At 72.5% G+C, this 14,917-nt stretch carries 9 protein-coding genes; 7 read left to right on the top strand and 2 right to left on the bottom strand.

Features of this window, described 5'->3' with window-relative positions; translation table 11 throughout:
* Nucleotides 1–260 precede the first annotated feature (260 nt).
* Together ACIBCM_RS29250 and ACIBCM_RS29245 are read left to right on the top strand one after the other, a co-directional pair.
* Nucleotides 261–722 (top strand): hypothetical protein, encoded by a 462-nt coding sequence (locus ACIBCM_RS29250; protein ID WP_399248361.1) that lies wholly within the window; start codon nt 261–263, stop codon nt 720–722.
* Between the two features lie 126 nt (nt 723–848).
* Nucleotides 849–2,684 carry a chitinase gene (locus ACIBCM_RS29245; RefSeq protein WP_399248359.1) on the top strand — a complete coding sequence of 612 codons (1,836 nt, stop codon included), beginning with the start codon at nt 849–851 and terminating at the stop codon, nt 2,682–2,684.
* On the opposite strand, the gene ACIBCM_RS29240 is transcribed toward ACIBCM_RS29245, so the two are convergent.
* On the bottom strand, nt 2,620–3,282 hold the full coding sequence (locus ACIBCM_RS29240; RefSeq protein WP_399248357.1) for a phosphatase PAP2 family protein: 663 nt from the start codon (nt 3,280–3,282) through the stop codon (nt 2,620–2,622). The genes ACIBCM_RS29245 and ACIBCM_RS29240 overlap by 65 nt on opposite strands.
* A gap of 639 nt (nt 3,283–3,921) precedes the next feature.
* Nucleotides 3,922–5,256 carry a 4-aminobutyrate--2-oxoglutarate transaminase gene (gene gabT / locus ACIBCM_RS29235; protein WP_399248355.1) on the bottom strand — a complete coding sequence of 445 codons (1,335 nt, stop codon included), beginning with the start codon at nt 5,254–5,256 and terminating at the stop codon, nt 3,922–3,924.
* A 410-nt stretch (nt 5,257–5,666) separates the two neighbouring features.
* On the opposite strand from gabT, the gene ACIBCM_RS29230 reads away from it, so the two are divergent.
* From ACIBCM_RS29230 to ACIBCM_RS29210, 5 genes are all read left to right on the top strand, one after another.
* Nucleotides 5,667–8,000, top strand: coding sequence for an ATP/GTP-binding protein (locus ACIBCM_RS29230; protein WP_399248353.1), 2,334 nt, complete (start codon nt 5,667–5,669; stop codon nt 7,998–8,000).
* A 214-nt stretch (nt 8,001–8,214) separates the two neighbouring features.
* Nucleotides 8,215–9,777: a PucR family transcriptional regulator gene (locus ACIBCM_RS29225; protein WP_399248351.1), complete on the top strand. Its 1,563-nt coding sequence runs from the start codon at nt 8,215–8,217 to the stop codon at nt 9,775–9,777.
* Nucleotides 9,778–9,927: 150 nt separating this feature from the next.
* Complete coding sequence (locus tag ACIBCM_RS29220) at nt 9,928–11,043, top strand: EamA family transporter (protein WP_399248349.1); 1,116 nt, start codon at nt 9,928–9,930, stop codon at nt 11,041–11,043.
* A 213-nt stretch (nt 11,044–11,256) separates the two neighbouring features.
* Nucleotides 11,257–12,705, top strand: a complete 1,449-nt coding sequence (locus tag ACIBCM_RS29215; RefSeq protein WP_399248347.1) for an aldehyde dehydrogenase family protein — start codon at nt 11,257–11,259, stop codon at nt 12,703–12,705.
* 245 nt (nt 12,706–12,950) lie between these two features.
* Nucleotides 12,951–14,900: an acyl-CoA dehydrogenase family protein gene (locus ACIBCM_RS29210; RefSeq protein WP_399248345.1), complete on the top strand. Its 1,950-nt coding sequence runs from the start codon at nt 12,951–12,953 to the stop codon at nt 14,898–14,900.
* The last annotated feature ends 17 nt before the right edge of the window (nt 14,901–14,917 follow it).

Raw genomic sequence — 14,917 nt, 5'->3', positions numbered from 1 at the left:
CGGGAAGCGGGAAGCGGGACACGGGACGCCGGACACGGGTGCCGGGAGGCAGGCGGCGGCGGGTCCGTGGCCGGTCCGCCCGGGGGTTTCCGGCCCCGGCCTCCCGCACGCCCGGCGGACCCGCCACCGCCCCCTCACCGCCGGTCATGGCGTGACGCAGTTCACTACTACGGAGTAGCAGAACTCGCGTCATAGTCGGCGCCGAGCCCTCTCTCCCCTGGTGAAGGCACATTCCGTGCACACCAGAGGGAGGCATTGTGATGGCCGGCTCAGGAGCCAGGACCGCGGTGGAGTGGCTCGTATCGGTGGCCCCGGATCCGGACGCCTGCCGGTGGGAGTGGCAGCGCAACCCCCTGGGGGTCGCACTGCTGCCCGCGGGCAGGCGCTGGGACGTACTGATCCTGCCCGGCGAACTGGGCTATCCGACGCTCGATGTGCTCGGCAGGCTGGTCGACCGGCCGGGCCCCGTTCTCGCCGACTTCGGCGACTCCCGGATGGGCTTCTTCGTGCCGCCGGGCACCGCCGCCCACTGGGTCGGCACCGGAATCCGCAGCGCCGGGCAGGGGACCTGGATCGTCGTCCCGTATCCGGGCCGGACCGGCGGGGGAGGAGTCCGCTGGCTCGTCGCCCCGGACGGCTCCGGCACGCTCTGCGACCCCGCCCTGCTGGAACTGGCGATGCACGAGGCGGCGGCGGGCCTGGCCCGTCACCAAGGGGAGTGAGCGGGCCGGCCCGGGGGTCCGGAGCGGGGGAGCCGGGACGGGTGTGTGCCAGAGGTCTTGACAACCTGATTGGTCTGGACCAAATTGTGGCTCCCGCTTCCATCCCCCCATGTACTGGAGGCAGTTGTGGTACGCACCCGAAGCCGCCGTCGCAGAGAGCGCCTCAGCAGACTCCTCGCCGTCGCCTCGGCGGCACTCCTCACCATCGGCGGCCTCGTCGCCTCGACGACCACGGCGGAGGCGGCGGACAGCGAACTCGCCGTCAACGGCGGCTTCGAGGCCGGCCTCGCCGGCTGGAGCTGCTCGGCGGGCAGCGGAGCCGCCGTCGCCACCCCCGTCCACGGCGGCACCTCGGCGCTCAAGGCGACCCCGGCCGGCAGCGACAACGCCAAGTGCAGTCAGACCGTCACCGTCCAGCCCAACTCCGCCTACACCCTCAGCGGCTGGGTCCAGGGCGGCTATGTCTATCTCGGCGCCTCCGGCACCGGGACCACGGACGTCTCCACCTGGACACCGTCCGCGTCCGGCTGGCAGAAGCTCTCCACGGGCTTCCGCACCGGAGCCTCCACCACCTCGGTCACCCTCTACACCCACGGCTGGTACGGCACCCCCGCCTACCACGCGGACGACATCTCCCTGTTCGGCCCGGGCGGCGGTCCGGTCCAGATACCGGCCGCCCCCGCCGGCCTGGCCGCGGGCTCCCCCACCTCCACCTCCGTACCGCTCAACTGGAACCCCGTCGCCGGAGCCACCGGCTACAACGTCTACCAGGGCGCGTCCAAGGTCCTCTCGGTGAGCGGTCCGTCGGCCACCGTGAGCGGGCTGACGCCCTCCACCCCGTACAGCTTCCAGGTCACCGCGACCAACAGCGCGGGTGAGTCGGCGAAGTCCGCCGCCGTGAGCGCCACGACCACCAGCGGCGGAGGCGGCAACCCCGGCGGCGGCCTTCCGGCCCACGCCCTCGTCGGCTATCTGCACACCAGCTTCGCCAACGGCTCCGGCTATACGCGCATGGCGGACGTGCCCGAGTCCTGGGACGTCATCAACCTCGCCTTCGGCGAACCGACCTCGGTCACCTCCGGCGACATCCGCTTCAGTCTCTGTCCGGTCACCGAGTGCCCGAACGTCGAGTCACCGGCCGAGTTCAAGGCCGCCGTCAAGGCCAAGCAGGCCGCGGGCAAGAAGGTCCTGATCTCCATCGGCGGCCAGAACGGCCAGGTCCAGCTCGGCTCGACGGGAGCGCGGGACGCGTTCGTCAGCTCCGTATCGAAGATCATCGACGAGTACGGCCTCGACGGACTCGACATCGACTTCGAGGGCCACTCCCTGTCGCTGAACACCGGCGACACGGACTTCCGCTCACCCACCACGCCCGTGGTCGTCAATCTGATCCAGGCGGTCAAGACCCTGAAGGCGAAGTACGGCTCCGGCTTCGTCCTCACGATGGCCCCGGAGACGTTCTTCGTCCAGCTCGGCTACCAGTTCTACGGCTCCGGCCCCTGGGGCGGCCAGGACCCGCGCGCGGGCTCCTATCTGCCGGTCATCCACGCCCTGCGCGACGATCTGACCCTGCTCCACGTCCAGCACTACAACTCGGGTCCGATCATGGGCCTCGACAACCAGTACCACACCATGGGGAACGCGGACTTCCATATCGCCATGGCCGACATGATGCTCACCGGATTCCCGGTCGCGGGCAATCAGTCGAGGTTCTTCCCGCCGCTGCGGCCCGAGCAGATGGCCATCGGTATGCCCGCCTCCACCCAGGCGGGCAACGGGCACACCTCGCCCGCGGAGGTCACGAGGACGCTGGACTGCCTGACGAAGAAGGCCAACTGCGGTTCGTACCAGACCCATGGCACCTGGCCCGCCCTGCGCGGACTGATGACCTGGTCCATCAACTGGGACCGCTACAACCAGTGGGAGTTCTCCCGGAACTTCGACGCCTACCGATGGAGCTGATCAGCAGCACCGCCCCGCACAGGCACCAGCTGCCGATGACGTCCAGAGGCCAGTGGTAGCCGCGGAACACCAGACCGATGCCCGTCGCCAGGGTGAGGAGCAGGGCGGCGGGCATCGCCCATGTCGTGAGGGCCCGGGGGAGATACGGCCGAAGGAGCAGGGCCGCGCCGCAGTAGGCGGCCATCGCGGTGGCGGTGTGCCCGGAGGGGTAGTAGCCGGTCGCCTCCGTCAGCGGGCCCGGCCGGTCGACCAGCGCCTTCAGGGGGATCACGAGCACGGGCACGGCCGCCATGGCGAGGACGGCGGCGAGGATGTCATCACGCCTGCCGGCTCCGGTGCGCCCCCTTGGCCGTCGGCGCTGCTCGCCTCGCTCGCCTCGCTCGTGCCGTGTGTGCCGTGTGTGGCGTTCGCGCCGGACGGTGTACGCGAGGGCGGCGGCGAGCACCGGCAGCGCGACGGGCATACCGCCGAGGTCGGCGAGCAGCTCGGTGAGCGGCTCGGGTCCCCGGCCGAAGGCCCCGGTGCCCAGCCGCTCGTCGAGTGACCGCAGCGGCCCCCCGGCGGCGACCTGCCAGGTGATCAGGGAGAACCCGGCCACGCAGAGCACCAGGAGGGCGGCGAGGGCCGCACGAGGAAAGGCCGGCTGCCTCGGAACAGGGGGGGTAGTTCCGAAACAGCCGGCCGGATCGGGCTGCCGCGCGCCCCGGGGGGTTTGGGGCGGGCGGCCATCCGATCGGTGAGGAGTTCCAGAGCCAGGGGCTCCGGTGGTGTGCGCGGTGGCACGACCAAGGCAGTGCTGGGGAGGCTCCGCCTCGGAGCCGCCCGCAGTCTCCTGCGAGCGGGGTGTTTCTCTCATCTGCAGAAACCGTACGGCAGGGGCCCGGGGACCGACAGGCGGATCTCCATCCCGCCACAGCTTCTTCACAGGCCCCGACCTTTCGGCCGACCTGGGCGAGACGCTGGTGGGAGGGGGTGCGGACGTGCGTGCGAAGGCCCGGGTGACGCGGCCCGCGGGGCGCTGTCACGGCGCCCGTCCGGGGCCGGGCGCCGGGCCCGCGGGGCGCCGTCCGGGCAGGCTCCGTCCGAACGGGCTCCGGACCCGGCGCGGCGGCCGCGGGTGCGGTGCGGGCTTCGGCGGGGCGCCGGTGCCGGGTGCTCGCGGAGGGCCGGGGCCCGGTCCCGTACCGGATCCGGTACGGGACCGCCGCGCGGGCGCCGCGGGGCCGGGCCGGTCGGATCAGACTCCCGCGAACGCCTGCTCGATGATGTCCAGGCCCTCGTTGAGCAGGTCCTCGCCGATCACCAGGGGAGGCAGGAAACGGAGCACATTGCCGTAGGTGCCACAGGTCAGCACCAGCAGACCCTCAGCGTGGCACGCCTGGGCGAGCGCGCCCGCGGCGGCCGCGTTCGGCTCCTTGGTGTCGCGGTCCTTCACCAGCTCGATCGCGATCATGGCGCCCCGGCCGCGGATGTCGCCGATGATCTCGAACTTCTCCTGCATCGCGGTCAGACGGGCCTTCATGACCTCCTCGATGCGCTTCGCCTTCCCGTTGAGGTCCAGCTCCTTCATCGTCTCGATCGCGCCCAGCGCACCGGCACAGGCGACCGGGTTGCCGCCGTAGGTACCCCCGAGGCCGCCGGCGTGCGGAGCGTCCATGATCTCGGCGCGTCCCGTCACGGCCGCGAGCGGCAGACCGCCCGCGATGCCCTTGGCGGTGGTGATCAGGTCCGGGACGATGCCCTCGTCCTCACAGGCGAACCACTGGCCGGTCCGGCAGAAACCGGACTGGATCTCGTCCGCGACGAAGACGATCCCGTTGTCCTTGGCGAACTGCGCGATCGCGGGCAGGAAGCCCTTCGCGGGCTCGATGAACCCGCCCTCGCCGAGCACCGGCTCGATGATGATCGCGGCGACGTTCTCGGCGCCGATCTGCTTGCTGATCTGGTCGATGGCCTGCGCGGACGCCTCGGCACCGGCGTTCTCGGCACCGGTCGGCCAGCGGTAGCCGTACGCCACCGGTACGCGGTACACCTCGGGCGCGAACGGTCCGAAGCCCTGCTTGTACGGCATGTTCTTGGCGGTCAGCGCCATCGTGAGGTTGGTGCGGCCGTGGTAGCCGTGGTCGAAGACGACGACGGCCTGGCGCTTGGTGTAGGCGCGGGCGATCTTGACCGCGTTCTCGACGGCCTCGGCGCCGGAGTTGAAGAGCGCGGACTTCTTGGCGTGGTCGCCCGGGGTCAGCTCCGCGAGGGCCTCGGCGACCTCCACGTAACCCTCGTACGGCGTGACCATGAAACAGGTGTGGGTGAAGTCCGCGAGCTGCGCGGACGCCCGGCGCACCACGGCCTCGGCGCTCGCGCCGACGCTGGTGACGGCGATGCCGGAGCCGAAGTCGATCAGCCGGTTCCCGTCGACGTCCTCGATGATCCCGCCCCCGGCACGCGCCGTGAACACGGGCAGCACGGACCCCACACCACCGGCGACCGTGGCGACCCGGCGGGCCTGCAGTTCGGTCGACTTCGGTCCGGGAATGGCGGTGACGACGCGGCGCTCCTGCGGAATTGCGGTCATGAGGGGCTCCTGGGGGTGCTCGCTGTTTGTTCGCTTGACACGTTCTCTCCTGCGCAGGCTAGGCGCGCGGGAGGGGCACGGGCATGCGCCGATCGGGAGTGTTGGGGGTGGGGTTCTTGTTCGTGCCGGACATAGGCGGGGTGGGTGGCATCCGGCGCGAGTGGGTGGGCGGCACCCGGCGCGGCACAGCGCGGCACCCGGTCCGGTGGGTGGGCCTGCCACGGACCGGTGCGGGACTGGGGGTGTGCCGGGTGGGCATCGGGTGCGCGTCGGCGTACGCGGGGGATCCGCGCGGCCCTGAGCCCGGCCGCGCGGACACCGGGCGGCGTGAATCGGTGAACTACCCGCACCGGGGCACTAGATTGACCGTGCAAGAGGCGGGCCTGGCTGGTCAGGGGGCAGCGGTTCACATGGATTCCGAAGGCACATTCGACGCACGCGGTACCCGGTCCGGTCCCGTGCCGCCGCCCCACCCGGGGGCGCCGCCGACGTCGGTGCCACGGCCCGCGAATCCCCCGGACGTCCCCCGTGTCCCGGCCCTGCCGGGGCACGCCCCCACCACCCGCCCCACCGTCGTCGACTGGCTGCGCACCCCGCGCCCTCCGGCCGGCCCCGGGGTCTGGCGACTGAACCACCGGCCGCGCCCGGACGAGGAGCCGGACCTGGTGCCGGGACGCCAACTGCTCAGCGGCGCGCTCATCGCGTTCCTGTGCGGCTGGCTGTTCTGGTCGCTGCTGTGGAACAACTACCTCGAAGGGTGGTGGATCTTCATCGACGACTGGTGGACACTGCCCATGGAGTGGCCCGTGCCGGACGCCTGGACGGATCCGCTGCACGATCAGTTCCAGGTGTACGTCGCTCTGACGTATCTCTACTACGGACTCGTGGTGGGCCTCATCTCGGTCGGCATGGGCCGGGTCGGCAACTGGGCCGAGGTCTGGCGCCGCTACGGCGTCCCCCTGTGGCCGCTGTTCATCGTGCTGCCGAGTGTGTGGCGTGACATGCCGAGGACCACCACCTGGCTGGCCTGGGCATCGAGCATCCACTACATCCTGCTGGTGGCCTCCGTCGTGGCGGTCGTCGGACGCATCGGCACATGGCCCGCCGTCCGCCGCCGTCTGCACGGCCAACCGGAGGACGAGAGCGCTCCGCAATCCGAATCCGACCCCGTCGAATGGCCCGATCTGCGGGCCGCCGGGCTCGTCGATGTCGCGGAGACGCTGACCGCGGCCGCGCGCGCGGGAAGTCTCGGGGATGTGGACTACGCGCGGATCCGGCGCGCGTGGCAGGGGGTCCACGCCAGGCCCGACCGGCTGACCGCGTTCACCGACGCGGTGCGGCGCGGCGGTCCGGCGGCCTGCGCGCACCCCTCGGGCGTACGGGATCTGCCGGTGCGCAAGGCGGTCCACGATCTGGCCACCGGGCAGGTGAGGATCGGTGTGGCGGTCGACGACCCGCGCAATCCCTACTCCCGCCGCACCACCGGTGTCGCGCTCGATCCCGGGCTGCTCGGAACCTCGCTGCTTGCGGTCGGACCGTCGGGCGCGGGCAAGAGCGTGCGGCTCGTGCGGCCGGTGGTGGAGTCGCTGTGTCTGCTGGCGCTCGCCAACCGGGCGGCCGTCGTCGCCGTCACGGCGTACGGCTCGGGCCTCGCGCCCGATGACGCGTTCGACCTGGTCATCGCCGTCGGCAGGCCCGAGTCGACGCATGACCTGGATCTGTACGGCGGCTCGGAGGACCCGGACGAGGCGGCCAGGACGCTCGCCGAGGCGCTGGTCGGGGATCTCGCAGCCACCACGCCGGGCGGGGACAGCAGGCGCGCGGCCACCGCCCTCGCGCAGCTGATCGGGCCCTACCGGAGTGTGTACGGCCGCTTCCCGGCCGTTCCCGAGCTGCGGGAGCTGCTCGGCGGCTCGCGGGCCGCGCTCGACGGGCTGCGGGCGGCCCTGGAGGCCCGGGGCGGGCCCGCCGCCGCACAGCTGCGGGAGCTGGACGCCAGGGAGCGGCAGTCGGCCCGCGCCGACGACATCGGTGTCCTGCTGGCCGAGCGGATCGCATTTCTGGACCGGCCGGCGTTCGCGGAGTTCTTCCGCACCGACGGCGGCGGGCGCCAGTTCTCCCTCCGGGCCGTGGAACACCCCCTCCGCGTCCGTATCGATCTGCCCGAGCGCGGCCATGCCGAGGCGTCCAGGATCGTCGCCCGTCTGGTGCTCGCCCAGTTCACCGAGGCCGCGCTCACCCGCTCCGACCGCTCCCTGTTCGCCGCGCTCGTCGTCGACGACGCGACCGACACGATGACCGCGGACTCGGTGCGCTCCATCCAGCGGCTGCGTTCCGCCAACGCCGGGGTCGTGCTGGCGCTGCGCACCCTGGAGGATGTTCCGGAGCCCCTGCGCGGGCCGCTCCTCGGCGCGGTCGGCTGCCGGATGGCGTTCGCCGGGCTCGCGCCCTGGGACGGCAACCGTTTCGCGGAGACCTGGGGAACGGAGTGGGTGCAGACCCGCGATGTGACCAACCGGCAGATCATCTCGGACGAGCCGCTCACCAAGGCCCTGCATCTCATGCGCCGTCTGGTCACCGGCAAGGCCGCCACCGCGGAGGCGGTCACCGTACGGGAGGTCGAGCGGGCCCGCTGGTCCTCGTCCGATCTCGCGCACGGTGTGCCGGCCGGGCATGCGGTGCTCTCCCTGACGACCGTACGGGGGGAACACGCACCGCCCCTGCTGGTGGACCTGCGCACCTGACCCGGCCGCGACGGACAACGGGACCCACGGCTGCCGCCTCCGAGGGCCGAAGCCATGGCGGCCGCGCCGAGGGCCGGAGACACGGGGCGCCCGGCGGGCGGACCGCACCCGCTGCCCGCCGGGAGAACGGGCCCGTACTGCTACGACCTGGCAGAATCGGGAGAGGCCGTTCATACGGGACGGCGAAATCCTCCGCGCCCGCCCTGAAGGTTCCATGCCGCCCACGCTCGCCTCCCTCGCCCAGCACTCGGCGCTCAAACTCAGCGTGCGCTCCGGCGAGGACCATCTGGAGCGGCCCGTTCGCTGGGCCCATGTCAGCGAGCTGGCCGACCCCGTGCCCTATCTGGAGGGCGGCGAACTCCTCCTCGTCACCGCCATCACCCTCGACGCCGAGGACCGCGACGCCATGCGCCGCTATGTGCGCCGCCTGGTCGGCGCGGGCGTCGTCGGACTCGGCTTCGCCGTCGGGGTCCACTACGAGGACGTCCCGGACGCACTGCTCGACGCCGCCCGCGAGGCGGACTTCCCGCTCCTCGTCGTGCCCCGCCGCACGCCGTTCATCGCGATCAGCAAGGCGGTCTCGGCGGCGATCGCGGCCGACCAGTACCGCGCGGTGACGGCCGGGTTCGAGGCCCAGCGCGAGCTGACCCGGGCCGCACTCGCCGATGGCCCCGGCGGGGTCGTCACACGGCTCGCCGCCTATGTCGACGGCTGGGCCGCGCTCTACGACGCCTCCGGCTCGGTCGTCGCCGCCTCGCCCGACTGGGCGGTGCGCCGGGCGGCCCGGCTCACCGCCGGGGTGAAGCGGCTGCGCGAGCGTTCCGCGCCCGCCAGCGCGGTCATGGGGGACACCGGCGACGACCGGGTGGAGCTCCAGTCCCTGGGCTCGGGCCGCCGGGTGCGGGGCGCGCTCGCCGTCGGCACGGGCGCGCCGCTGGGCACCGCCGAGCGCTATGCCGTGCACTCCGCCGTCGCCCTGCTCACGCTCTCCACCGAACGCTCCCGCTCGCTCCAGCGCGCGGAGCAGCGCCTCGGTACGGCGGTGCTGCGGATGCTGCTGTCCGGCCAGCAGGACCACGCCCGCGCGGTGGCGGGGGATCTGTACGGAGCGGTGCTCGACGCCCCCTTCCGGCTGCTGATCGCCGAGCCCGCCGCCGTGGAGGAGGAGACGGCGGGGTGGCTCCAGCCCGTCGTCGAGACCCTGGAGTCGGCGGCCTCCCGGGCCGGGGAGACGGTGCTGCTCGTACCGGAGTCGGAGCGGCGGCTCGTGGTGCTCGCGGCGGACGGCGGCGCGGTGGTGCGGGTGTGTCTGGACGCGTACGCTCCGAAGGAGGCCGAGGAGGCGGGGATCACCGTCGGGCTCTCGGCCCCGGCGGGCCCGATCGCCGCCGCGGGCGCGTACAGGCAGGCCGAGCAGGCCCTCTCCGTCGCGCGTCGGCGCGGACGCGCGCTCGTCGAGCAGGAGGAGCTGGCCGCCGGATCGATCGTGCCGCTCCTCGCGGACGACGCGGTACGGGCCTTCGCCGACGGGATGCTCCGCGCGCTGTACGAGCACGACGCGACCGGGCGCGGTGATCTGGTGGCCTCCCTGCGGGCCTGGCTCTCGCGCCACGGCCAGTGGGACGCGGCGGCGGCCGACCTCGGGGTGCACCGGCACACCCTGCGCTACCGGATGCGCCGGGTCGAGGAGATCCTGGGGCGCTCCCTCGACGATCCGGATGTCCGGATGGAGCTGTGGCTGGCCCTCAAGACGACAACGGATCCTGCCCCGGGCTGAATTCGACGGCTGATTTCCGCCAGCGCTGCCCGAAGCCGGGCAGATACTTTGGCATGCGGCCATGTAAGTACCTAAAGTCTCGTCAGTGCTGATAGCCGGTGGCCCCGGTCGTCGGCCCGGAATCGAGACCGGGGACACGAGAAGGACCGCATGACACCACGAGCCGCTTCCGCGGGCGCGCCCGACGCCGACCCGTCCGCGACGACCGACCCCCCGCCCGGCGCCGCCGCCCAGCCCGGGGACCCGGCCGCCACCCCCACGGCCCTCGGTCAACCGCTCGCGTCCCCGGGCACCACAGATCCCTCGGACCACCCAGACACCACAGCCCCCACAGCCCCCGCCGGCCCCCCGGGTTCCACGGACGCGCCCGCTCCCCGCGGCCGGATATCCGGTGCCGTGTGGGCCGCGCTCGCCATCGTGTACGTACTCTGGGGCTCGACCTACCTCGGCATCGCCGTCGCCGTCGAGACCATGCCGCCCTTCCTCTCGGCCGGAGCGCGCTTCGCCGTCGCGGGCGTCGTCCTCGCCGCCCTGGTCGCCTGGCGGCAGGGAGCCTCCGCGCTCCGGGTCACCCCCGCCCAGCTCGCCTCCGCCGCCGTGGTCGGCCTGCTGCTTCTCCTCGGCGGCAACGGCCTCGTCGTCCTCGCCGAGACCGCCATCCCCTCCGGCCTCGCCGCGCTGCTCGTCGCGATCGTCCCGGCCTGGGTCGTGGTCCTGCGCCGCATCTCCGGCGAACGGCCCGGTCCCGGCGCGTACGGCGGAGTCCTCCTCGGGCTCGGCGGGCTCGCCGTGCTCACCCTGCCCGGCCTCAGCGGCGAGATCCGGCTGTGGGGCGTTCTTACCGTGATCGCCGCCACGGTCATGTGGTCCCTCGGCTCCTTCTCCTCCTCCCGCATCCCCCTGCCGGCCAACCCGTTCGCGGCCAGCGCGTACGAGATGGTCGCGGGCGGCATCGGCTGCGCCCTCGTCGGCCTCGGCCGGGGCGAGCAGCACGGTTTCGTGTTCGCCGAGGTCTCCACGAGTTCCTGGATCGCGCTGGCCTATCTCATCGTCTTCGGCTCACTCGTGGCCTTCACGGCGTACGCCTGGCTCCTCCACACCGCCCCGCTCTCCCTGGTCGCCACCTACGCGTACGTCAATCCGGTCGTCGCGGTCCTCCTCGGCGCCCTGATCCTCGACGAGGCCGTGACCTGGCAGATCGCGGTCGGCGGGGCGATCGTCGTCGCCGCGGTCTGTCTGATCGTCAGCACGGAGCGCCGCCGCTGACCGGTGCCGGGCTCATCCGACAGCTCCGGGGCCGGGCCCGTCCCGCAGCACCCGCCCGTTGCGCGGCACCCCGGGCCGGGCCACGCTCATTCCCCCCTCCGCCAATCCGTAGGGAACGCCCCGCCGATCACTCCACCCCGGACAACCCCATGGACGCCCGACCGCCCCTACCGTGGGGGCACAGCACTCCACCTACCTCGGAAGGGCCGGGACATGACCTCCACCCCCCACGCCTTCTGGCTCGCCGGACGCCAGGCCACCGGCGAGACCTCCTTCGACGTCACCTCCTCGTGGGACGGACGTCTCGTGGGACAGGTCTCCGTCCCGACCGAGGCCCAGGTCGAGGAGGCCGTCGCCGCCGCATACGGCGCCCGGGACGAGTTCGCCGCGACCCCGGCGCATGTACGGGCCGCCGCGCTCGACCATGTGTCCCGCCGGCTCGCCGAGCGCACCGAGGAGATAGCGCGGCTGATCTCCGCCGAGAACGGCAAGCCCATCAAGTGGGCGCGCGGCGAGGTCGGCCGGGCCGTGTCCGTGTTCCGGTTCGCCGCCGAGGAGGCCCGGCGGTTCAACGGCGGCGAGGCCCAGCGCCTGGACACCGACGCCGGCGGCGTCGGCCGTCTCGCCCTCACCCGCCGTATCCCCCGGGGAGTCGTCCTCGGTATCGCGCCGTTCAACTTCCCGCTGAACCTCAGCGCCCACAAGGTCGCCCCCGCCATCGCGGTCGGCGCGCCGATCATCCTCAAGCCCGCCCCGGCGACCCCGATCTCCTCCCTCGTACTGGGCGAGCTGCTGGCCGAGACCGACCTCCCGGCCGGCTCCTGGTCCGTGCTGACCGTCCCCAACGACCGGATGCCCGCCCTCGTCCAGGACGAGCGCCTCCCGGTCATCTCCTTCACCGGCTCCGGCCCGGTCGGCTACGCGATCATGGACTCGGTCCCGCGCAAGCACACCACCCTGGAGCTGGGCGGCAACGGCGCGGCCGTCGTCCTGCCCGACTGGTCCTCCGAGCAGGACCTGGACTGGGCGGCGACCCGGATCGCCACCTTCTCCAACTACCAGGGCGGCCAGTCCTGCATCTCCGTCCAGCGGGTCATCGCCGACGCCTCCGTGTACGACCGGCTCCTGCCGAAGATCGTCGCGGCCGTCGAGGCGCAGGTCACCGGTGACCCGAACGACGACGCCACCGATGTCGGCCCGCTGGTCAGCGAGGACGCGGCCCAGCGCGTCGAGTCCTGGGTCGACGAGGCGGTCTCGGCCGGCGCGTCGCTCCTGACCGGCGGCAAGCGCGACGGCGCGAGCTACGCGCCCACCGTCCTCGCCGATGTCCCCGCGGACGTCACCATCGCCTGCGAGGAGGTCTTCGGACCGGTCCTGACCGTCACCAAGGTGAACGGCGAGGCCGAGGCGTTCGCCGCCGTCAACGACTCCAAGTACGGCCTCCAGGCGGGCGTCTTCACCCATGACGTCCAGACCGCCTTCCGCGCCCACCGAGCCCTGGAGGTCGGCGGTGTGATCATCGGGGACGTCCCGTCCTACCGCGCCGACCAGATGCCGTACGGCGGCGCCAAGCAGTCCGGCGTCGGCCGCGAGGGCGTGGCCTACGCGATGGACGACTACACCTACGAGCGCGTCCTGGTCCTCACCGGACTCGCGCTCTGAACCTCCCGGGGCGACCCGGGAGCCGTACGACACCAGCGGTACGCGAACCGGCGGCCGGAGCCCACTGTGCGGGGGCTCCGGCCGCTTTTCGCTCCAGCGCGCGCCGTGTTCCCCCCTTCGCCCCGGGAAGACTGGTGGAGCCGTCGGTCATCGGGTAGTACGGATGAGTAGCACCGGCCGGTAGGGCGATCGCGCCCCGGCCCTTCCGACGCCCGCACAACCCGACTCGCGGCGAGGTGGACCTCATGACCGCACCACTGGAGAAGAACCGGCCCCCCAAGGTCACCGAGCGAGAGGCACGGCAGGTCGCCGAGGCCGCGCGTGAACAGGACTGGCGCAAACCGAGCTTCGCCAAGGAGCTGTTCCTCGGCCGCTTCCGGCTCGACCTGATCCACCCCCACCCCCTGCCCGCGGGCGAGGACGTGCGGCGCGGCGAGGAGTTCCTCTCCCGGCTCCGCGACTTCTGCGAGACCAGGATCGACGGCGCCCTCATCGAGCGCGAGGCCCGGATCCCCGACGAGGTGATCAACGGCCTCAAGGAACTCGGCGCGCTCGGGATGAAGATCGACATCAAGTACGGCGGGCTCGGCCTCACCCAGGTCTACTACAACAAGGCCCTCGCCCTGGTCGGCTCCGCCAGCCCCGCGATCGGCGCGCTGCTCTCCGCCCATCAGTCGATCGGCGTACCGCAGCCGCTGAAGATCTTCGGCACCCAGGAGCAGAAGGACGCGTTCCTGCCGCGCCTGGCCCGCAGCGACATCTCCGCCTTTCTGCTCACCGAGCCCGATGTCGGATCCGACCCCGCGCGTCTGGCCACCACCGCCGTCCCGGACGGCGACGACGGCTACATCCTCGACGGAGTCAAGCTGTGGACGACCAACGGCGTCGTCGCCGATCTGCTCGTGGTGATGGCCCGGGTGCCGAAGTCGGAGGGCCACAAGGGCGGGATCACCGCCTTCGTCGTCGAGGCGGACAGCCCCGGGATCACCGTCGAGCACCGCAACGCCTTCATGGGCCTGCGGGGACTGGAGAACGGGGTCACCCGCTTCCACCGGGTCCGCGTCCCCGCCGCGCACCGGATCGGCCCCGAGGGCGCCGGCCTCAAGATCGCCCTCACCACGCTCAACACCGGCCGTCTGTCGCTGCCCGCGATGTGCGTCGGCGCGGGCAAATGGTGTCTGAAGATCGCCCGTGAGTGGTCGGCCGCCCGCGAGCAGTGGGGCAAACCGGTCGCCCGGCACGAGGCCGTCGGCGCCAAGATCTCCTTCATCGCCGCCACCACCTTCGCCCTCGAAGCCGTCGTCGACCTCTCCTCGCAGATGGCCGACGAGGACCGCAACGACATCCGTATCGAGGCGGCGCTCGCCAAGCTGTACGGCTCCGAGATGGGCTGGCTGATGGCGGACGAGCTGGTCCAGATCCGCGGCGGCCGGGGCTTCGAGACCGCCGACTCGCTCGCCGCCCGCGGCGAGCGGGCCGTACCGGCCGAGCAATTGCTGCGTGATCTGCGCATCAACAGGATCTTCGAGGGCTCGACGGAGATCATGCATCTGCTGATCGCCCGGGAGGCCGTCGACGCGCACCTCAAGGTCGCCGGCGATCTGATCGACCCCGACAAGTCCCTCGGCGACAAGGCCAGGGCGGGCGCCCAGGCCGGCGCCTTCTACGCCCGCTGGCTCCCGAAACTGGTCGCGGGCCCCGGCCAGCTCCCGAACACGTACAGGGAGTTCCACCCCCCGGGACACCACGACCTCTCCGTGCATCTGCGCTATGTGGAGCGCGCCTCCCGCAGGCTCGCCCGTGCGATGTTCCTGGCGATGGCGCGCTGGCAGGGCCGGATGGAGACCAAACAGGCGTTCCTGGGCCGGTTCGTCGACATCGGCGCCGAACTGTTCGCGATGAGCGCCGCCTGTGTACGGGCGGAGCTGCTGCGCACCGGGGAGGGCCGCGGCCGGGAGGCGTACCAGCTCGCGGACGTCTTCTGCCGGCAGGCGAGGATCCGGGCCGAGGAACTGTTCACCCGGCTGTGGTCCAACACCGACGACATCGACCGCAGGGTCGTCGACGGTGTTCTGTCCGGGACCTACACCTGGCTGGAGGAGGGCGTCGTCGACCCCAGCGGCGAGGGCCCCTGGATCGCGGACGCGACCCCGGGCCCCTCCGAGGGGGAGGACGTCCATCGCCGTATCCGCTGACACCGCGGTCCCGACCC

It is taken from the genome of Streptomyces sp. NPDC051018 (genome assembly GCF_044456085.1).
Lineage (GTDB): Bacteria > Actinomycetota > Actinomycetes > Streptomycetales > Streptomycetaceae > Streptomyces.
The sequence above is the reverse complement of the archived record's forward strand: the minus strand, read 5'-3'. Positions and strand labels throughout refer to the sequence as shown.